This window comes from Streptomyces sp. NRRL B-24484, from assembly GCF_000717715.1.
Classification (GTDB): domain Bacteria; phylum Actinomycetota; class Actinomycetes; order Streptomycetales; family Streptomycetaceae; genus Kitasatospora.
The window spans coordinates 37,843-55,355 of the sequence record NZ_JOAI01000011.1 but is presented as its reverse complement, the minus strand read 5'-3'; the positions used below and the strand labels follow the sequence as shown (position 1 = coordinate 55,355).

20 protein-coding genes are annotated in these 17,513 nt (G+C 76.7%); 7 read left to right on the top strand and 13 right to left on the bottom strand.

What is annotated here, in order from left to right:
• Positions 1-36 precede the first annotated feature (36 nt).
• Entirely contained in the window at positions 37-1,386 is a 1,350-nt protein-coding gene (locus IE98_RS0112320; protein ID WP_106976571.1) for an alpha/beta hydrolase family protein, read from the bottom strand.
• Positions 1,387-1,615: 229 nt separating this feature from the next.
• Entirely contained in the window at positions 1,616-2,044 is a 429-nt protein-coding gene (locus IE98_RS0112315) for a YrdB family protein (protein ID WP_199922898.1), read from the bottom strand.
• 257 nt (positions 2,045-2,301) lie between these two features.
• Here IE98_RS0112315 and IE98_RS0112310 point away from each other — a divergent pair, with 257 nt between their 5' ends.
• The 3 genes from IE98_RS0112310 (at position 2,302) to IE98_RS0112300 (ending at position 3,656) form a co-directional block, all read left to right on the top strand.
• Positions 2,302-2,496, top strand: coding sequence for a hypothetical protein (locus IE98_RS0112310; protein WP_159400894.1), 195 nt, complete (start codon positions 2,302-2,304; stop codon positions 2,494-2,496).
• A gap of 85 nt (positions 2,497-2,581) precedes the next feature.
• Positions 2,582-3,124, top strand: a complete 543-nt coding sequence (locus IE98_RS0112305) for a GNAT family N-acetyltransferase (protein ID WP_052390461.1) — start codon at positions 2,582-2,584, stop codon at positions 3,122-3,124.
• A 22-nt stretch (positions 3,125-3,146) separates the two neighbouring features.
• A complete protein-coding gene (locus IE98_RS0112300; protein ID WP_030268149.1) occupies positions 3,147-3,656 on the top strand; it encodes a GNAT family N-acetyltransferase in 510 nt (169 codons plus the stop codon).
• A 225-nt stretch (positions 3,657-3,881) separates the two neighbouring features.
• Here the strand turns inward: IE98_RS0112300 and IE98_RS0112295 are convergent, their stop codons facing one another.
• Together IE98_RS0112295 and IE98_RS0112290 are read right to left on the bottom strand one after the other, a co-directional pair.
• The gene (locus IE98_RS0112295) at positions 3,882-4,403 is read right to left on the bottom strand and encodes a MarR family winged helix-turn-helix transcriptional regulator (protein WP_030268147.1); all 522 of its coding nucleotides are present in this window, start codon (positions 4,401-4,403) and stop codon (positions 3,882-3,884) included.
• A complete protein-coding gene (locus IE98_RS0112290; RefSeq protein WP_030268146.1) occupies positions 4,400-6,049 on the bottom strand; it encodes an FUSC family protein in 1,650 nt (549 codons plus the stop codon). Before IE98_RS0112290 ends, IE98_RS0112295 begins: the two co-directional genes overlap by 4 nt.
• A 123-nt stretch (positions 6,050-6,172) precedes the next feature.
• Between IE98_RS0112290 and IE98_RS0112285 the strand changes: the two genes are divergently transcribed.
• Positions 6,173-6,793, top strand: a complete 621-nt coding sequence (locus IE98_RS0112285) for a DinB family protein (RefSeq protein WP_030268145.1) — start codon at positions 6,173-6,175, stop codon at positions 6,791-6,793.
• A 102-nt stretch (positions 6,794-6,895) separates the two neighbouring features.
• Here the strand turns inward: IE98_RS0112285 and IE98_RS0112280 are convergent, their stop codons facing one another.
• From IE98_RS0112280 to IE98_RS0112255, 6 genes are all read right to left on the bottom strand, one after another.
• Entirely contained in the window at positions 6,896-7,288 is a 393-nt protein-coding gene (locus tag IE98_RS0112280) for a hypothetical protein (RefSeq protein ID WP_030268143.1), read from the bottom strand.
• Between the two features lie 31 nt (positions 7,289-7,319).
• Positions 7,320-8,207 (bottom strand): FHA domain-containing protein, encoded by an 888-nt coding sequence (locus IE98_RS44505; protein WP_052390442.1) that lies wholly within the window; start codon positions 8,205-8,207, stop codon positions 7,320-7,322.
• Positions 8,208-8,392: 185 nt separating this feature from the next.
• Positions 8,393-10,243, bottom strand: coding sequence for an MlaD family protein (locus tag IE98_RS52555; protein WP_052390441.1), 1,851 nt, complete (start codon positions 10,241-10,243; stop codon positions 8,393-8,395).
• Positions 10,243-10,467: a hypothetical protein gene (locus IE98_RS0112265; RefSeq protein WP_030268137.1), complete on the bottom strand. Its 225-nt coding sequence runs from the start codon at positions 10,465-10,467 to the stop codon at positions 10,243-10,245. Before IE98_RS0112265 ends, IE98_RS52555 begins: the two co-directional genes overlap by 1 nt.
• A 121-nt stretch (positions 10,468-10,588) precedes the next feature.
• Positions 10,589-10,918: a hypothetical protein gene (locus IE98_RS0112260; protein ID WP_030268136.1), complete on the bottom strand. Its 330-nt coding sequence runs from the start codon at positions 10,916-10,918 to the stop codon at positions 10,589-10,591.
• 40 nt (positions 10,919-10,958) lie between these two features.
• The gene (locus IE98_RS0112255; protein ID WP_030268134.1) at positions 10,959-11,633 is read right to left on the bottom strand and encodes a DJ-1/PfpI family protein; all 675 of its coding nucleotides are present in this window, start codon (positions 11,631-11,633) and stop codon (positions 10,959-10,961) included.
• A 189-nt stretch (positions 11,634-11,822) separates the two neighbouring features.
• Between IE98_RS0112255 and IE98_RS0112250 the strand changes: the two genes are divergently transcribed.
• Entirely contained in the window at positions 11,823-12,809 is a 987-nt protein-coding gene (locus IE98_RS0112250) for a GlxA family transcriptional regulator (protein WP_030268132.1), read from the top strand.
• Here IE98_RS0112250 and IE98_RS0112245 read toward each other — a convergent pair.
• Positions 12,770-13,600 (bottom strand): MBL fold metallo-hydrolase, encoded by an 831-nt coding sequence (locus tag IE98_RS0112245; RefSeq protein ID WP_078660960.1) that lies wholly within the window; start codon positions 13,598-13,600, stop codon positions 12,770-12,772. The genes IE98_RS0112250 and IE98_RS0112245 overlap by 40 nt on opposite strands.
• Before the next feature lie 139 nt (positions 13,601-13,739).
• Positions 13,740-14,717: a GlxA family transcriptional regulator gene (locus tag IE98_RS0112240; RefSeq protein ID WP_030268127.1), complete on the bottom strand. Its 978-nt coding sequence runs from the start codon at positions 14,715-14,717 to the stop codon at positions 13,740-13,742.
• 378 nt (positions 14,718-15,095) lie between these two features.
• Between IE98_RS0112240 and IE98_RS0112235 the strand changes: the two genes are divergently transcribed.
• Complete coding sequence (locus tag IE98_RS0112235; protein WP_078660959.1) at positions 15,096-16,022, top strand: NAD-dependent protein deacetylase; 927 nt, start codon at positions 15,096-15,098, stop codon at positions 16,020-16,022.
• 57 nt (positions 16,023-16,079) lie between these two features.
• The gene (locus IE98_RS0112230) at positions 16,080-16,949 is read left to right on the top strand and encodes a hypothetical protein (protein ID WP_030268122.1); all 870 of its coding nucleotides are present in this window, start codon (positions 16,080-16,082) and stop codon (positions 16,947-16,949) included.
• Positions 16,950-16,983: 34 nt separating this feature from the next.
• On the opposite strand, the gene IE98_RS0112225 is transcribed toward IE98_RS0112230, so the two are convergent.
• Positions 16,984-17,496: a protein-tyrosine phosphatase family protein gene (locus IE98_RS0112225; RefSeq protein ID WP_030268120.1), complete on the bottom strand. Its 513-nt coding sequence runs from the start codon at positions 17,494-17,496 to the stop codon at positions 16,984-16,986.
• Positions 17,497-17,513 lie beyond the last annotated feature (17 nt).

Sequence of the window (17,513 nt, the reverse complement as noted above, 5' to 3'; positions counted from 1 at the left end):
AGGAAGCGGGCGGCGGGCATTTTCTCCGGGCGCGGATCAGTCCACCCGGCGCAGCTCGGGGAAGCGCTCGGTGGGCCGGTCGAGCAGCCCGCCGTCCCGGTGGCGCAGGGTCCGGTCGAAGAAGGCGGCGGTGCAGGCCCGCGCGGCGGCGACGGCCCGTTCGGGGTCGACCGTGCCGATCAGGTCGGCGGCGGTGCCGGGCGGCAGGTCCAGCTGCCGGGCGAGCTGCGGCACCATCGCCTCCAGGTCGGTGTAGCTGCCGTGCGCCGCGCCGGTCAGGGTGAGGTCGCGGTGCCAGCCGGTGCTGTGCTGCCAGAGCGCACCCCAGGACGGGTTGCTGCGGTGGTCGTCGCCCTCGCTGCCCATCAGCAGGAAGGGCCGGTCGAGTCCGTCGGTGGCGACGGTGGAGGGGTTCGCCGGGTCGTGGTCGTCCCCGACGTAGCCGAGGACGCCGTCCAGGTTCTCGCCGGCCCGGATCCGGGGGTCGTCGTGCATCGCCTGCAGGGCGGTGAAGCCGCCGGCCGACTGGCCGAACATGCCGGTGCGGCCCGGGTCGAGCACCGCGCCGAGGCCCTGCGGCAGCGGCCGGTGCTCGGCGTCGGGGTTGCGGCCGGCGGCGAGTTCGCCGACCCCGTCCAGCACGAGGCGGGTGTCGGCGACCCGGACGTCGACGAGCTTGCGCAGCAGCGCGGTGAGCTTCGCCTCCGCCTTCGCCGGGTCCGGGTCCTGGACGGCGGCGATCTCGGCGTCCATCCGGCTCGCCGCCACCCGTCCGCCGGGGAACTCGACGGCCGGCGCCTCGTAGGTGTGGTCGACCGTCACCACGACGTACCCGCGCGAGGCGAGGTCGTCGACCAGGGTGGTGCCGAAGGCGGCGGGGTCGCCGCCGCCGGGCGAGTACAGCACCACCGGACGCCGCCCGCCGCGGAGCTCCACGGGGGCGCCCTCGTGCGCGTGGGTGCGGGTCCGCGCCCAGGCCACCCGGTCCATCGGCAGGCCGACGCCGTTGCGGTACATCGTCTCGAAGACGGCGGCGGCCGCGGCGGGCAGCTGCGGGGCGGTCGGGTACGGCCCGGTGTCCCGGGCCGGGTAGCGGACGGTCGCCATCACCTCGCGCGGGCCGGACCCGGTCCACGGATCCGTCCTGGCCGGGTCGACCAGGTGCAGCGACACGGTGCCGACCGGGTACGGGCCGCTCGGCGCGGGCAGCACCAGTCGTGCGCGGGCCGGTGGGCCGGGTGCGTCGGCCGCGGCGGCCGGACCGAGGGCGGCCGCGCCGGCGGTGGCGGTCAGCACGACGAGCGCGGCGGCCCGCAGCAGGGGCCGGCGGGCCGTGGTGGCCGCCGGCGCGGCGGACGGGCGGGCGGGCGAAGTACTCAGGGTCATGGCGAGGGCTCCCGTCGGTTCGGAACGGTCCAGTACCTGGCGGCACGGAAAGGTCGTACACCTGCCGCCCCCTCAGGCTGCCCCGTGCGGCGACTCCATGGCACCCCGTACTCCCCCGGATGCGGGGTGGGGCCAGCCCCAGGAGGCGCGGCATCGGCGCGGCGCGGGGGGACCCGTGCGGTCACCCCGGGCGTGCGCGGCGGCCGTCCGGCGGATCACATCCCCGTGATCAGCGGGCCGTGGAGTCGGCGTCGGAGGCCGGGGCGGGGCGGCGGCGGAAGGTCTCGGCGAGAGCGGTGTTCAGCACGATCACGGCGGCCAGGACACCGGCCGCGGCGGGGTGGCCGAGGCCGTACAGGGCGGCTGCGCTGCCGCCGAGGACCAGCGCCTTCACCACCAGCACCCCTGGCAAGAGCAGCGGGTGGCGGGCCTTGGGCGCGGCGAACAGACCCCACAGGACGGCGGCCGCCGTGGGCAGCCCGAGGCCGAGCAGCACCCGGCCGACGGCGCCGCCGCCCTCCGCGAAGCCCCACCGGCCGAGCAGCACCAGGGCCGCCAACTCCAGCAGGAACGCGAGCACTTCGTTCGCAGCGAACCAGGGCCGGCCGGCCAGGCCGGCCGTCACGTCGGCCGGTCTCCCCTGCGGTTCCCGCACCATGCCCGACTCCCCCGCCCCGTGTCCGTGCCGTCCGCCGGACGAAAGCCCCAGCATGGCACGCGGGCACACCTTCCCGGTACGGCCGACGTGGTGACACACCGTCATGCACGGGTGCGGGCGGATGATCGGCAGGGCTTGCGGACATCGCGTGAAGGCCGGCGCCGCCCCGCGGGGTGGCGGGGAGGATCGGCCGCGGACCTCGGCGCAGCGTCGCGCCGGCGGCGGACGGAGGTGTGCGCGTGGCGATGGGTGTCTCGGTGAGCAGTCCGCCCCACCCTCATCTCGGCCGGGCGGTCCGCGACCGGCGGGACGGCCGCTGCGGCACCATCTCCGGCCAGTTGGTCGAACGGGACACCGAGACCGGGCGTCTGCTGCGCCGCCGGATCTTCGTCCGCCCGCTCGGCGGCGGGATCGAGTGGGAGGCCGCGCCCGCGGACCTGGAGCCGGCCTGAGCCGGCCGCGGTGCCGCAACGGGTGTGGCAGGATGCGTCGGTGATCACCGACCCGCCCGTGCCCGACACCGTGCCCGCCGGCCGGATGGCCGCCGGGGTCCAGCCGGTGCTGGACGTCTCCGTCGGGCTCGAACTGCGGCCGTGGCGCCCCGAGGACGCCGATGCGCTGGTCGCCGCCGGCCGGGACGCCGCGATCCGGCAGTGGAACCTGCTCACGGTGCCCACGGCTCAGGACGCCCGGCGCCGGATCGCCCGCATGCACGAGCGCTGGCGGGCCGAGGAGGCCGCGATCTGGGCGATGGCCCGCCCCGGCGGCGAGGTCCTCGGACTGCTCGGCTGGAAGGACGTCGACCTGGCGGCGGGCAGCGCCGAGATCGTCTACTGGGTGCTGCCGCACGCCCGCGGCGGCGGCCTGGTCGTCGATGCGGTGCGCCGGGCCGGGCGCTGGGCACTGGACGAACTCGGCCTGCACCGGCTGACCCTGTGCCACTCGACCGCCAATCCGGCCTCCTGCCGCGTCGCCGAGAAGGCCGGTTACACCTTCGAGGGCACCATGCGCAGTGCGCTCCGCCACGCCGACGGCCGGCACGACCAGCACCTGCACGCGCTGGTCGCGGGCGATCTCTGACGGACGATCAGGAGGTAGTGCGGTGTTCACCGTTCCCGGGACCGTCCGGACGCCCCGGCTGACGCTGCTGCCACTGCGGGCCGCCCACGCCGAGGAGATGGCGGACGTCCTCGGCGATCCTGCGCTGCACGCCTTCATCGGCGGCCGGCCGCTCGGCCCCGACGAACTCCGCAGCCGGTACGAGCGGCTGGTCGCCGGCTCGCCCGATCCCGGCGAGGTCTGGGCGAACTGGGTGGTCCGGCTGGACGTGGCCGGCCGGCTGACCGGGACGGTCCAGGCGACGGTGACCGCCGACGGCGACGGCCGGCTCACCGCGGAGATCGCCTGGGTGGTCGGCACCGGATGGCAGCGCCGCGGCATCGCGACCGAGGCGGCGCAGGGCCTGGTCTCCGCACTCGCCGCCGCCGGGGTGGACCGGTTCGTCGCCCACGTCCACCCCGAACACCGGGCCTCCGCGGCCGTCGCCGCCGCGGCGGGGCTCACGCCCACCGACCGGCTCCAGGACGGCGAGATCAGGTGGGAGTCGGGCTGACCGTCCCGTCCCCGACGTCCCAGGGGGTGTGGCGGCCGCGCTGTGGAGGGCGCCCGTCGGCCGCCGGGCGGCGCCGGTCACACGAAGCCGAACCGGAACCGGCCGAGCCGGACGGCGTACCCCGTGCGGCGTCGGCGCCCCGCTCGCCGAGGTCGTCCCGGGGGCGGGGTGGGTGGCACCGGCCTTCCGCCCGGGAGGGGACCTGACACACCCCGGGGAGCCGGATCAGCCCCGCGGGGTGCCGAGGCGGCCCTCCAGTTGGAGGAGGAGTTCGGCGAGGCCCGCGCCGAGGAGACGGCGGGTCGGCTCGTCCAGACCGGCGAGGACGGCGCGCTCGTGGGCGAGTTGCTGGGGCATCAGGCGGTCGACGAGCTCGCGGCCCTCGTCGGTGAGCCGGACGTGGCCGATCCGCCGGTCGCGGGTGTCGGTGCGGCGCTCGACCAGGCCGCGGTCCTGCAGGGCGCGCAGGCGCTTGGTGACGGCGGCACCGGAGGCGAAGGTCTCCCGGGCGAGTTCGCCGGCGGTGAGGTCGCGGCCGGTGCGGCGGACGGCGCCGAGCAGGTCGAACTCGCCGCGGGTGAGGCCGGCGGAGCGCAGCGGGGCGTCCTCGGCCTGCTGCAGCAGGGCGGCGCAGCGGTTGATCCGGCCGACGAGTTCCATCGGCTCGGTGTCGAGGTCGGGGTGGACGGCCCGCCACTGCCGCCGGACCGCCGCGACCACGTCGTTCGCACCGCTGTCCTGGTTCACGCCGCTCCGCTCTCCGGGGCGGGGTGGAGGCCGCCCCGCCGCTGGGCCGTCCCCGCGAGCGTACGGTGTCCGTCCTCCTCGGCGGCGCGCAGTGCCCGTTCGGGCAGGGTGCGACGGCGCCATTCGCCGGCCGCGGTGTCCCGGGCCTCGCGCAGGTCGGCGAGGCTGTGGGCGAGCCGTCGGGAGGCGGCGTGCACGGCGGCGGGTCCGGCGGCCGGGTCGGCGAGGGCGCGTTCGGCGTCGGCGCGGGCGCGGCCGGCGGCGTGGAGGGCGTGCCGGACGCGGTCGGCGGTGCGGTGGTTGGTGACGGCGAGTGCGGCGGCGAAGCCCACGGCGGCGCCGATCAGGGTGTCGAGGACACGGTCGCCGATGAGCCGTCCGGCCGGGTGGTCGCCGGTGAACTCGACCAGCAGCAGTGCCATCGGGGTGACCGCGACGGTGCCGAGCCAGTAGTTGCGGGTGACGAGTGCCTCCGCGGCGAAGTTGAGGACGAGCAGGCAGAGCACCAGGGCGATCGGCCCGGTGCGGATCAGCGGGACGGCCGCGGCGAAGACCGCGACGCCGAGCAGGTTGCCGAGGGTGCGCTGCAGGGTGCGGTTCCAGGTCAGCGCGATGTTGGCCTGGGTGATGGACGCGGCGGTGACGATCGCCCAGTACGGCCGGTCGACGCCGAGCCACAGGGTGGCGTACCCGGCGAGGGCGCAGCCGAGCAGTGTGCGCAGGGCGGCCGGGGCGTGCGCCGCTCCGGGCGCCAGGCTGCGCAGCAGCGAGGGTCGGGGCGGTGCCGGCGCGGTGTCGTGGGTGTCCGCCTCGGGCAGGTCGAGGGCGGTGGGACTGCCGGGGACGGGGCCGTGGGCGCGTACCGCGGCCGCCCAGGTGTGCAGTTGTTCGCCGGTGGGGCCGTGGCCGGCGAGGGCGGCTTCGGCCCGGTGGAGCAGGCCGGCCAGTGCCCGGCGGTCGGGGGTGGTGGTGCCGGTGAGGTGGAGGCTGTGGCGGGCGGCCCGGAGGGCGGCGTCGGCGGTGTGCCGGGTCCGTGCGCCGGGGGCGTCCGCGTGGGCCGCGACGGCGGTCAGGGCCCGGGCGGTGGCGCGGCGTTCGGGCCCGTCGGTGCGGCGCAGGGCGGGTGCCATGGCCACCAGCCAGGCGAAGGCGCCGGCGGCGAGCGCGAGGGCGAGGTGGCCGGGGATCTGCCCCGGCTGCTGCGGGGCGAACAGCGCGCCGGCGGCGACGAAGGTGAAGATCACGTGGCCGGGCGGCCCGATCTCGGCGGCGTCGGCCAGCGCCTTCTGCACGGCGGCGAGCGCGGCACCGACGGCGACCAGCACGAGCGGGGAGTCGGTGAGCGAGGCGGCCGTCAGGGCGACGGCGACGCCGGCGAGCATGCCGAGCACCACCCGGGCGAGGGTGGCGGCGCGGCGCGCGTACGGCAGGTCGTGGCCGTAGAGCGCGCACAGTGAGCCGGCCATGGTGTAGGCGGCGAGGTCGAGGCGGCCGAGGGCGCAGAGGACGAGGTTGGGCAGGACGGAGGCAGCGGCGACGCTCAGCGCCGGCTTGAACCACCGGTCGGACGGGCGGCCGAGGCGCAGCGCCTCGCGCACCGGGAGGCTGCGGAGGCGGAGTCCGGGAGTAACGGTTGCAGAACCCACCCATTAAGGGTAACAGGTATTACACCAGTAAAATGATGTGCGGCTCACGGCACTGCCGCGGGCGGCCCGGTCTCCGGAAATTCCGTGGACGCGGCGGCGGAGGCGGTGCGCAGACTGGTCGCCATGACCGCATTCGATGCCAAGGCCGATCTGCACCTGTACCTGCAGGACGCGCGCGACGCCCTGCTCTGGAAGCTCGACGGGCTGTCGGAGTACGACGTCCGGCGCCCGTTGACACCGTCCGGCACCAATCTGCTCGGGCTGGTGAAGCACGTGACCGCCGCGGAGGCGGTGTACTTCGGCGAGACCTTCGGGCGGCCCTTCGAGGCGGCGCCGCTGTGGATCGCCGGGCGGGCCGAGCCCAACGCCGACCTGTGGGCGACCGCGGAGGAGACCCGCGAGGAGATCGTCGGGCTGTACCGGCGGGTGTGGGCGCACTCGGACGAGACCGTCCGCACCCTGCCCCTCGACGCGGTCGGCCGGGTCGGCTGGGGGCAGCGCGCCGAGGTGACCCTGCACCGCATCCTCGTCCACGCGATCGCCGAGACCGACCGCCACGCCGGGCACGCCGACATCGTCCGCGAACTCGTCGACGGCGGCCGCGGCCTGCGGGCGGCCGACGGCAACCTGCCGGAGGGCGACGAGTCCTGGTGGCAGGACCACCACGACCGCGTGGAACGGGCCGCACGCGAGGCCGCCGGCGTGCCCGGCGCGGAGGCCGGCACGGGTGGGCCCGCACGCTGACGTGTCGCGGGTCCGCCGCCGGACCGCTCCGCGGGAGCGGTGCGTGGGGGCCGTGGGTGGGGGTGGTGCGTGGGGGCGGTGCGGGAGCAGTGCGGGGGCGGTTCAGGCGCCGAGGGCGTGCAGGGCCGGCAGCCCCAGCGGGCCGAGCCAGCCGGCCAGTGCCGAGATCGGTCTGATCAGGGCGGCGCCGGCACCGACGAAGGCGCCGGCCGAGGCGAGCACGCGGGTCGTCCGGGTCAGCCGCCCCGCCACCGCCGCACGGTCCGGCTCCGGCCGGGCCACCTCCGCGTCCAGGGAGTCCAGTTCGGACCGGACCTCGGGCGCGACCGCCGGTGGCAGCTGCGCCCGGTCGACGGCCGCGCGGAGCTCGCCGACCAGGGCGCGCACGTCCTGCCCGTCCGCCGTGAGGTGGCCGGACTGCCCGCCGTGGACGGTCTGATCACCGGCGACGTTGTTGACGACGCCGCCCTGCTGGTTGCCGATGTTGAAGACCATCACGGTCCCTTCGCCGTGGACCCGCCCCGCCTCATCTCGGCGACGGCCGGTCCGGGTTCAGCCGGCGGTCCTCCTCCCGCTCGTAGCGACGCTGCCGGAACACGGTCGCGGCCACCACGGCGGCGCCGAGGACGAACAGCACCGTGCCGACGATCCCGACCGCGAGGCTGATCCCGTCGATCGCCACGCCCCCGGCCCTCGGGTCGAGCACGTTCTGCTCCGAGTTCAGCCACGACCGGAAGGCGAAGCCGAGGACGGCGAGCAGCAGCCCCACCAGGGCCGCACGCCGGGCCGTCCTCCGGGTCGCCCGGAGCCTGCGGAAGTAGGCCTTGCGCCGGGCGGCCAGGATGCGGTCGTCCTGCATCAGGTAGTTGTACTGGTTCCCGCCGACGTTGCTGAGGTTCCCCGTCGCCCACTGCTCGGCCACGTCGAAGCGCGGCTCCGTCCCGGGGTACGGCGTCTCCGGCGCGGGCGACCCCGGCGGGGATCCCGCCGGAGGAGATGTGACCCGAGGAGGTGCGGCCGCCGGGGGGTCGTCGGGCTGGGGTGCGGGCGTGCCGTCCGGGGGCGGCCCGGCGACCGCAGTGGCGGCCTCCACGCCCGGTTCCTCGTAGTGCACTTCCAGCGGGCCGAAGTCGAGGACGTCACCGCTGTGCAGTTCCTGCTGCCCCCGGACCAGGTGACCGTTCACCCGGGTGCCGCTGGTGGACGCGAGGTCCTCCACGGTGGTGTGCCCGTCGGCCCACGACACCAGCGCGTGGCGTCGGCTGATCTTCGGATGGATCAGCTGGAGCCGGCAGGCGGTGTCCCGGCCGACCAGCAGCGGTTCCAGGTCGAGCACGTGCACCTGGCCGCGGATCCGGTCCGGGCTGTCGACGACGAGACGGGGTAAGGTCTGGTCCCGTGAAGGCGGGTTCATTGCACGACCTCCTGCCGGGTCCGTCCGGCGAACCGGTGAACCGCCGGCGGCGGTGACGGTTCCCGCCGCCCCACGGCTCGGGTGCCTTCCCTTCCAGTAAAGGCCAGTCCGCTCCGCAGCACAGCCCGGAGGGTGCCGCCGACCGTGCACGCGGCCCACCTGGCCGACGGCCCGCGGCCCCGGAGTCACCGGCCGAAGGTGTCGATGGACTCGATCTGCCAGCGGCCGTCCCGCCGGACGGCCTCCACCGCGAACATCGCCGCCGCGTAGCTCGCCCCGGTCGGACTCCCCTCGGCGGTGGAGGTGTTGCTCTGGTCTGCGTGGAGCAGCAGCCGGGCCCGGTCGCCGTCCAGCCGTTCCACGCCGCTGTCGGTGACGGTGGTGGTGAGCACCAGCTTGCGCCGGGCCGCCTGTGCCCGGACCTGGCCGAGCAGCGTGCCGTACTGCTCGACCGCCTTGCCGGTGAGCAGGGTCTTCGCCGCCGCGTCGGTGCGGGCCGGGTCGGCGAAGCTGTACGAGAACAGCCGGTTGACCGCGTCGGTGACGGCGCCGCGGACCTCGCTGGTGCGGGCGGCGTCGGTGAGCGCGGTGTTGTGCGCCCGGCCGTCGGCACGCAGGTCGGCGGCACGGAGCCCGGCGGCACCGGCCAGACCGGCACAGACCGCGGCCGCCGCCAGCAGCACCGCCCACGGGCGGATCCCCCGCAGGCGGCGCGCCCGCCGTTCGGGGGCGGTCGCGGGCCCGGCCGGCTCGGGCAGGGTGGCGGTGGTGCCGCCGCGCTGCGGCCCGGCCGGTACGGGGGCGGGCCGGGCGGTGGCCGGCCGGGCGGTGGCGAGCCTGCGTCGGCGGTTGATCAGGTGACGGGTGGTCGACACGGTCGGTCGTCCTCTCGCGGGGCTGGAGCAGGGGGGACTTGGCGGGACCTCGTGGCCGGTCAGCGGCTCGGTGATGCCGTCGGTGCGGACGGCGGTGCCGGAGCCAGCCGGGGCGGCGCAGTGGGCCGCGGTGTTGAACTGCGGTGCGGGGCCGGTGTCGAGGCCGTTGCGGCGGGGGGTTGCGCGGTAGCCGTCGGTGCACGGCAGCGGGGAGAAGAAGGTGACGGCGACGCCGAGGTGGGCTCCGTCGGCGTCGACGGCGGTGGAGCCGGCGGCGGCCACCGCCGGGAGCCGGACGAGGAGTTCCTCGATGCCGTGCTGCCGGGTGACGCCCAGTTCGGCGGTGGTGAGCAGGTTGGCGAGGACGACGCTGAGGCCGGGGTCGAGGTCGTCGGTGAGCCGGGTGACCTGGACGGCGGTCTGCGGGGCGGTGGCGAGGACGGTCCGCAGGTCGGCGTCGGAGTCCCGGAGCTGCCGGGCGAGCCGGTCGGCGCCGGTGGCGAAGTCGCGGATGGCGGCGGTCTCGTCGGCCTGGGTGCCGAGGACGGTCTGCGCGTCGACGACCAGCCGCTCGGTGGCGGGGAGCGCCGTGCGGGCGGCGCTGACGAAGCGGCTGCCGCTGTCCAACAGGGCCTGCAGGTTGCCGCCCTGGCCGTCGAGGGCGGCGCCGAGTTCGTCGACCACGGTGCGCAGCGACTGGAGCGGTACGGAGGAGACCAGGCCGTCGACGCGGCCGAGCACGTCGGTGACGGGCGCGGGGGTGCTGGTGTCGGCCCGGGCGACGACCGAGCCGTCGCTGAGCCAGGGGCCGGTGTCGGTGGTGGGGCGCAGGTCGAGGTACTGCTCGCCGACGGCGGACAGGTCGGCGACGACGGCGGTCAGCCGGGCCGGGATGCGGGGGGCGGAGTCGTCGATCCGCAGGTCGGCCTCGACGCCGTCGGCGGTGAGGCGCAGGGCACCGACGCGTCCCACGGGCACGCCGCGGTAGGTGACTTCGGCGTGTTCGAAGAGTCCGCCGGTGCGGTCGAGCCGGACGGTGACGGTGTAGTGGTCGCGGAGGCCGACGTAGTGGCCGAGGTCGGCGTGCTGGACGGCGATCCGGCCGAGGACGGAGACGGCCAGGAAGGCGAGGTTCTTCAGCCGGGTGGCGGTGGTCGGCATCACTGGCCTCGGGTGGTGGTCGGCAGCGGGAGGGGCGGCGCGGCGGCACCGTCGGCGGGGTCCGTGGGGTCGCCGGGCGGCGGGTCGGCGGGGAAGCTGCTGTCGGCGGAGGTGAGTTCGGGGACGATGCGGGTGCCGGGCGGTGCGGTGAGGCGGAGGTAGACGTTGAGGTAGTCGGGGAACTGCGCAATTCGGGAGCGGTGCTCCTGACGAATCCGGCTCACCCCCGGTCCGCACGGCGGCCCGCATCCGAATTGCGAAGCTCTCCCGGCCTTCGGCCGGGAGGTGCCCCCACGCGCCCTTGGTGGTGCACCCGTGTGGCCGTCGTTCCGGCCGCGGTGCGGGTCAGTCCGCGGCGGTGCCGGGGCCGGTCCGCCGGTGGCCGGTGACCTTGGAGGCGGGGAGGCGGCCCGCGCGGGAGGTGCCGGCCAGGGCGTCCCCGTCCACCGTGACGTCGAACGTCAGGTTGAGGCGGAACGGCCGGGTGACGGACTGCCGCCAGCTGAGCCGATCGCCGTCCAGGGTGACGGCGTCGAGCGGGACCTCCTCCTCCGCGCCGCGGGCGGTGCCGGCCAGGCGGCCGTCCCGCCGGTGGAGTTCGATCACTGCGGCGATCCTGCCGACGGGCGTGGCGATGGCGAGGTCCCAGGTGCCTTCGACGGGCGTGACGGTCATGGTGGTGTGCTCCTCGTTCAGCGTGTCGTGGCGGGTTCGGTCAGAAGGCGGCCGGGGCTGGGCCCTCGCTCCGCCAGACCGTGCCCCGGCGCTCGTGGGCGAACAACTCCTCGACGGCGCGGGCGATCTGCGGTCCGACCTCGCGCTCCAGCAGGTACAGCGCGAGGTCGAGGCCGGAGGTGACACCGGCGCCGCTCACCAGGTCGCCGTCGTCGACGACCCGGGCGCGGACGGCGTGCACGCCGGTGGCGTCCAGCAGGTCGAGGCCCAGGTGATGGGTGGTGGCGCAGCGGCCCTCCAGCAGTCCGGCCATGGCGAGGACGAGCGAACCGCCGCACACCGTCGCGACCGTCGTCCGCGGGTTGTCGACGGCCCGGGCCAGCAGGCCGGGCAGGGCGGTGCTCAGGGTCCGCCCGAGCAGCACCGGGATCGGCTCGTCGCCTCCGCCAGGCGCATCGGCGGTCTCCTCGGTCTCGGCGATCCGGCCGGAGGCTCCGGGGACGAGGACGAGACCGGGCCGGTCCGGGTCGAGCGCGGCGGTGGCGCGCAGCGCCAGCCCACCCGTCCCGCCGACCACCTCGCGGGGGCCCTCGGCGGAGACGAGTTCGACCGTCACCGCCCCGGCCGACGCCGTCCCGCCGGCGTGCAGCACTTCGTAGGGGGCGACGACGTCGAGCGGGTCGAAACCGTCGAAGAGCACGATCTGGGCATGCATGGGCGTCCTTCAGCAGGTGGGAGGGGTGGTGGCGCGGCCGGCGACGACTCGACGCTATCCACGGGCGGCGGCGCGCCACAGGAGCCCGGGCGACAGCTTTCAACGGGATAGCGACACCGCCGTGCCACCGCGCGGACCAGCGGGAACGGGGTGGCGGACGGCCTGCGGCGGGCGGGTAGATTGCCGACCGTGCACACCGTCGCCGTCCTCGCGCTCCCCCGGGTGGTCCCCTTCGACCTGGCGATCCCGGTGGAGGTCTTCGGCCGGGCCCGGCTGCCCGGCGGCGGTCCCGGCTACCGGGTGCTGGTCTGCGCGGAGGAGGCGGAGACCGACGCCGGGTCGTTCGCGCTGCGGGCGCCCTGGGGTCTGGCGGAGCTCGCCTCGGCCGACACCGTGGTGGTGCCGGGCACCGACGACCCGCATCCGGCCCTGACGCCCGCCGTCCTGGCCGCGCTGCGGGAGGCGGCGGCGCGCGGCGCCCGGATCGCGTCGATCTGCTCGGGCACCTTCGTCCTGGCGGCCGCCGGGCTGCTGGACGGGCTGCGCGCCACCACCCACTGGGCCGCGGCGGCCCGGCTGGCGGCCGACCATCCGGCGGTCACGGTCGACCCGGACGTGCTCTACGTGGACAACGGGCAGGTCCTGACCAGCGCGGGCGCGGCCGCCGGGCTGGACCTCTGTCTGCACATGGTCCGGCGCGACCACGGTTCCGCGGTGGCGGCGGAGGCCGCGCGGCTCTCCGTCGTCCCGCTCGAACGCGAGGGCGGGCAGGCGCAGTTCATCCCGCTCGACCACGATCCGGCGCCGGGCGGGGCCGCGCTGGAGCCGCTGCTCGACTGGCTGCGGCAGAACCTCGACCGGGAGCTCACCCTCGACGGGATCGCCGCCCGTGCGGGCGTCAGCACCCGAACGCTGATCCGCCGGTTCCGGGAGCAGACCGGCACCACCCCGCTGCAGTGGCTGCACGTGGCCCGGATCCGCCGGGCGCAGCACCTGCTGGAGACCACCCCGCACCCGGTCGAGCGGATCGGCGCCCAGGTCGGCTTCGGCTCGGCCACCGCCTTCCGCGACCGGTTCAAGCGGAGCACCGGGATGAGTCCGCGGACCTACCGGAGCACCGTCCGCCCGCGGCTCCCTCACCCGTCGGAGGCCCCGGGAAGGGAGAGGCCCGAGTAGTCGGCGGGCGCCTCGTCGACGGTCACCGCGTCGGCGCCGTCCGGCAGGTCGGCGCGGGTGGTGAGCCGTCCGGCGGCGGCCCTGCGGAGCAGCCGGGTGCGCTCGCGGGCGGCCCAGCGGCGGACGCGGTCCGGGTCCAGCGGGGTGCCGTGGCCGACGTGCAGCCGGGCCGGGTCGCGGGCGAGCATCGCGTCCAGGCTGTCGAGGTTGCCGAGCGGGTCGTCGTGGAACGGCGGGTTGGCCGGCCGGCCGGGGATCAGGCCCATGAAGGAGTTGGCGACCAGGTCGCCCGCCACCAGGTCGCCGTGGTCGGTGAGCACGGAGACCGAGCCTGCGGTGTGGCCGGGCGTGGGCACCGCCCGGGCGGCGATGCCGAACTCGTCCAGCGCCGTCTCGCCGCGCAGCAGGACCTGCGGTTCGAAGGGTTCGGCACGGACGTGGAGCGGGCGGCCGCGGCTCATCAGGCGGCCCATCGGCCCGGTGGGCAGGTACGGCTCGCGGACCCGCCCGCTGCGGTACGGGCCCAGGTCGGCCGCGTGGGCGGCGATCGGCGCGCCGGTGAGGCGGTGCAGTTCGGCCGCGGAGCCGAAGTGGTCGATGTGGCCGTGGGTGATGACGATCAGCGCGAGGTCGCCCGGGTCGACGCCGAGCCGCTCCAGGTGCCGGCGGATCTGCTCGCCGCTGCCGGGGATCCCGGCGTCGACGAGCACCGGGCGCCGCCCGGTGAGCAGGTAGGCGTTGACGGCGTGCCGGCCGAGCACGGGGATGGGGGTGACGGTGGTACGGGACACGGGTGTTCTCCAGGGGAGGGTGCGGCGGCCGGCGCCGTGTGCGGGCAGGCCGAGGAGGCCCTGCGCGAGGTCGCGGGGGCAGGAGGGCGAGGTCGCGGGGGCAGGAGGGCGAGGTCGCGGGGGCAGGAGGGGGAGCCGGTCAGCGGAAGCGGCGGCGGTAGTCCGCGGGGGTGGTGTTGAGGCCGCGGCGGAACGCGCGGTGCAGGGTCTCGACGGAGCCCAGGCCGCTGGTGCGGGCGACGTCGGCGAGGGCGCGGTCGCTCTCCTCCAGCAGCCGGCGGGCCCGCTCCAGCCGGGTGCCCTCGACGTAGGCGGCGGGGGTGCGGCCGGTGTGCCGGGCGAACAGCCGGGAGAAGTGCCGCACGCTGAGCCCGGCCCGCGCGGCCAGCGCCTCGGTGGAGAGGTCCGCGGCGGGCTGTTCGGCGATCACCCGCAGCAGCGGGCCGAACCGGTCGTCGGGCGGTGGCGGGGCGGACAGCGGAACGCTGAACTGGCTCTGCCCGCCGGGCCGTTTGACGTACATCACCATGGTGCGGGCGGTGGCCAGGGCGAGCGCCTGGCCGTGGTCCTCGGCGACCATGGCGAGGGCGAGGTCCATGCCGGCGGTGATGCCGGCGCAGGTCCAGAGGTGGCCGGAGCGGACGAAGATCGGGTCGGCGTCGACCTCGGTCTCCGGGTGTTCGGCGGCGAGTTGGGCGGCGGTGAGCCAGTGCGTGGTCGCGGGCCGGCCGGCCAGCAGACCGGCCGCGGCGAGCAGGTGGGCGCCGGCGCAGATGCCGCCGATCCGGGCCGCCCGGCCGGCGGTGGCGCGCAGCCAGTCGGTGACGACGGGGTCGACCCGGGCGACCGGCGGGCCGTCGGCGGTGTCGACGGCGCCCGCGACCAGCAGGGTGTCGATGCCGCCGCCGAGTTGGTCGAGCGTCAGGTCGGCGTGCAGCCGGACGCCGCTGGAGGTGCTGACCGGTCCGGGTTCGGCCGCGGCGATCTCCACCCGGTAGCCGGGCCGGGTGCCGGCGAGGAGGCGGGTGGCGACGGAGAACACCTCGGCCGGCCCTGCGGCGTCGAGGATCTCGATGCCGGGGAACACGGTGACCACCACGCGGTGCGGTTGGGACATGCCCCGATCCTCGCCGGGTGGGGGCGGTGGCTGCAATGACGGGTCTCTGGCGGATCCGGCCATCCACGTCCGGCTCGGGCCACCGGGCGACGGCGGGCGGAGGGCAGCGGAGGGCGGAGGGCAGCGGGCAGCGGCGGGCGGCGGTGCGCCGGTCAGCGGGCGGCGGTGCGCCGGGCAGCGGGCGGCGGTGCGCCGGGCAGCGGGCGGCGGTGCGCCGGGCAGCGGGCGGCGGTGCGCCGGTCAGCGCAGCGACCACACCTGGTTCACCGTCGCACCGGCGGGCCGACCGGCGGGGCGAGCGCAGGGGCGGCGTGCCGGCCGCGGCGGTTCCGGGCCGGTCCGCCGCGGTCCGCGGGCGGGCGATCTATCCTCGGGGGCATGCGCATCCGACCGATGACCGGGGACACGGCGGCCGGCGGGGCCGAGCCCCCCGCGGACGGGCTGCGGCCGCCCGGCGGGCCGGCGACGGCCGACGGCCTGCGGGAGGTCGGGCGGCTGCTCGCCGACGGCGGGGTGGCCGTGCTCAGCGGCGCCGGGCTGTCCACCGAGTCGGGCATCCCCGACTACCGCGGGGAGACCGGGCGGGCCCGGCCGCGCACGCCGATGACGTACCAGGAGTTCACCGCGAGCGAGGACGGCCGGCGGCGGTACTGGGCGCGCAGCCACGTCGGCTGGCGGTCCATCGCCGGTGCACTGCCCAATGCGGGCCACCGCGCGGTCGAGGAGCTGCGCCGCTCCGGCCGCGTCACGGGCGTGATCACGCAGAACGTGGACGGGCTGCACCGGGCGGCCGGCACGGTCGACGCCGTCGAGCTGCACGGCGCCCTCGACCGCGTGGTCTGCCTGGACTGCCGCCGGACGAGCACCCGCCGCGAGCTGGACCGCCGCCTGACCGAGCTGAACACCGGCTTCCGGGACACCGGCTCGCGGATCAACCCGGACGGCGACGTCGAGCTGCCCGACGAGCTGGTGCACGCCTTCCGCGTCGCCCCGTGCGCGGCCTGCGGCGGCGTGCTCAAGCCGGACGTGGTGTTCTTCGGCGAGGGCGTCCCCAAGCCACGCGTCCAGCAGTGCTACGACCTGGTCGACGCGGCGCGGGCGCTGCTCGTCCTCGGCTCCTCGCTGACCGTCCTGTCCGGGCTGCGGTTCGTCCGCCACGCTGCCCGCACCGGCAAGCCGGTCGCGATCGTCAACCAGGGCCCCACCCGGGGCGACGAGTTCGCGGCCGTCCGGGTGGCGGCACCGCTCGGCGAGACCCTGTCCGGCCTCGCGGCACACCACGGCGACCCGCCCACCGCACCCTGAGCGCGGCGGCGGACGACGGTCCGTCCCCGCGGCCGGACAGGCCCTATCATCACCGCCATGTCGACACCTGAGCGGGACGGGCCCGACGGGCCGCGGACGTCGCCCGGTTGGCGCGCCACCGTCCTCGACCACGTCGCGGCGGTCGGCCGGCCGCCGTACGACACGGGGCCGCGTGCGGACGGGCCGCTGGTCCGGCGGGACGGGCTGAGCGTCCACGGCGCGCGGGGCGAGGTGCGCTGCACCGACGACACCGGCCGGACCCGCTGGGTGCACCGCTGCGAGGCCCGCCCCAACGCGGCGTACGTCTCGCAGGGCCGGGTGCTCGTCACCACGGACTCGCTCGCCTACACCCCGTGGGGCTTCCTCGGCCCGGCCCTGCTGCTCGACCTGGCGGACGGCCGGCCGATCGCCGAACTCCGCGGCGAGCGCGGCGCGGTGCTGCGCGGCGGCCGGTTCTTCCTGGGTCTGGAGGGCTACGACCACTTCGACACCCGGGAGTACGACCGGGACGGCACCGAGGTCGACGCGTGGCGCAGCTACGGGCACTTCGTCACCGGCAGCGGGATCCGGGTGGTGGAGCAGGACCGCCGTGTCCCGACCCGCAGCCGGGTCGTCCGGCTCCTCCCCGGCGGGGTCGTGGAGGCGGGCCCGGCGCTCACCGATCCGACGGTGCCGCGGCCGGTGGTGCTGGAGGACGGCACCGTGCTGGTGATCGACGACGGGGTGGTGCGGGCCGTCGGCCGCGGGCTGGAGCACACGGTGCTGGCCGAGTTGACGACCGTCCCCGCGGACGACCGGCACCGGTACATCAGCGCCCTGCGCCGCGAGGGCGAGCGCCTCACCGCGATCGTCGCCGAGCGCGACCCCGTCGACCACCGGCGGCACACCGTGCACACCTGGACGCTGGCCCTGCACGCCCCGGCCTGAGCCGGGAGCGCGTCGGCCGGGCCGGCCGGGCCCGTCAGGCCGGCGTGTCCAGGCCGGTGAGCAGGGCGGCCACGTCCAGGCCCACGGCGAGGTAGTCCTCGAAGACGCGGTTGTGCAGGGCCCACGGGGAGCGCTGCCGCCGGACGAGCCGGACGGCCGCCGCGGGCTCCGTCCCGAGCTCGACCAGGGCCTGGGCGACGACGAGGCCGGAGCGGTTGTAGCCGGAGTGGCACCGGACGAGGACGGTGCGGCCGTGGCGGACGGCCTGCGCGCCGGCCCGGGCGAGGTGCTGGACGTCCGCGAGCTGTCCGGCGGTCAGCGGGGCGTCGGGGAGCTCGGCGACCAGGTGCTCGACGCCGGGCGCCGGCCCGTGGCCCGGGGCGGCGTACAGGCTCACCACCAGGTCGAACTCGGCGCCGACCGCGGCGAGCTGCAACTCCCCCGCGGCGTCCGTCCAGTAGTGCCCGCCCATCCACAGGCCGGGAACGATCTCGTCCCACGGCGACTGCGGCCCCGGGACCTCGCGGTCCTTCTGACGTGTCCTCACCCGTACCCCTCTCCGGC

Coding starts and splice junctions, on each gene's coding strand:
- IE98_RS0112285 (WP_030268145.1), top strand. CDS start 6,173: ATGACCGCATTCGATGCCAAGGCCGATCTGCACCTGTACCTGCAGGAC.
- IE98_RS0112240 (WP_030268127.1), bottom strand. CDS start 14,717: ATGTCCCAACCGCACCGCGTGGTGGTCACCGTGTTCCCCGGCATCGAG.
- IE98_RS0112305 (WP_052390461.1), top strand. CDS start 2,582: ATGGCCGCCGGGGTCCAGCCGGTGCTGGACGTCTCCGTCGGGCTCGAA.
- IE98_RS44505 (WP_052390442.1), bottom strand. CDS start 8,207: ATGAACCCGCCTTCACGGGACCAGACCTTACCCCGTCTCGTCGTCGAC.
- IE98_RS0112320 (WP_106976571.1), bottom strand. CDS start 1,386: ATGACCCTGAGTACTTCGCCCGCCCGCCCGTCCGCCGCGCCGGCGGCC.
- IE98_RS0112280 (WP_030268143.1), bottom strand. CDS start 7,288: ATGGTCTTCAACATCGGCAACCAGCAGGGCGGCGTCGTCAACAACGTC.
- IE98_RS0112230 (WP_030268122.1), top strand. CDS start 16,080: ATGTCGACACCTGAGCGGGACGGGCCCGACGGGCCGCGGACGTCGCCC.
- IE98_RS0112315 (WP_199922898.1), bottom strand. CDS start 2,044: ATGGTGCGGGAACCGCAGGGGAGACCGGCCGACGTGACGGCCGGCCTG.
- IE98_RS0112235 (WP_078660959.1), top strand. CDS start 15,096: ATGCGCATCCGACCGATGACCGGGGACACGGCGGCCGGCGGGGCCGAG.
- IE98_RS0112260 (WP_030268136.1), bottom strand. CDS start 10,918: ATGACCGTCACGCCCGTCGAAGGCACCTGGGACCTCGCCATCGCCACG.
- IE98_RS52555 (WP_052390441.1), bottom strand. CDS start 10,243: ATGCCGACCACCGCCACCCGGCTGAAGAACCTCGCCTTCCTGGCCGTC.
- IE98_RS0112255 (WP_030268134.1), bottom strand. CDS start 11,633: ATGCATGCCCAGATCGTGCTCTTCGACGGTTTCGACCCGCTCGACGTC.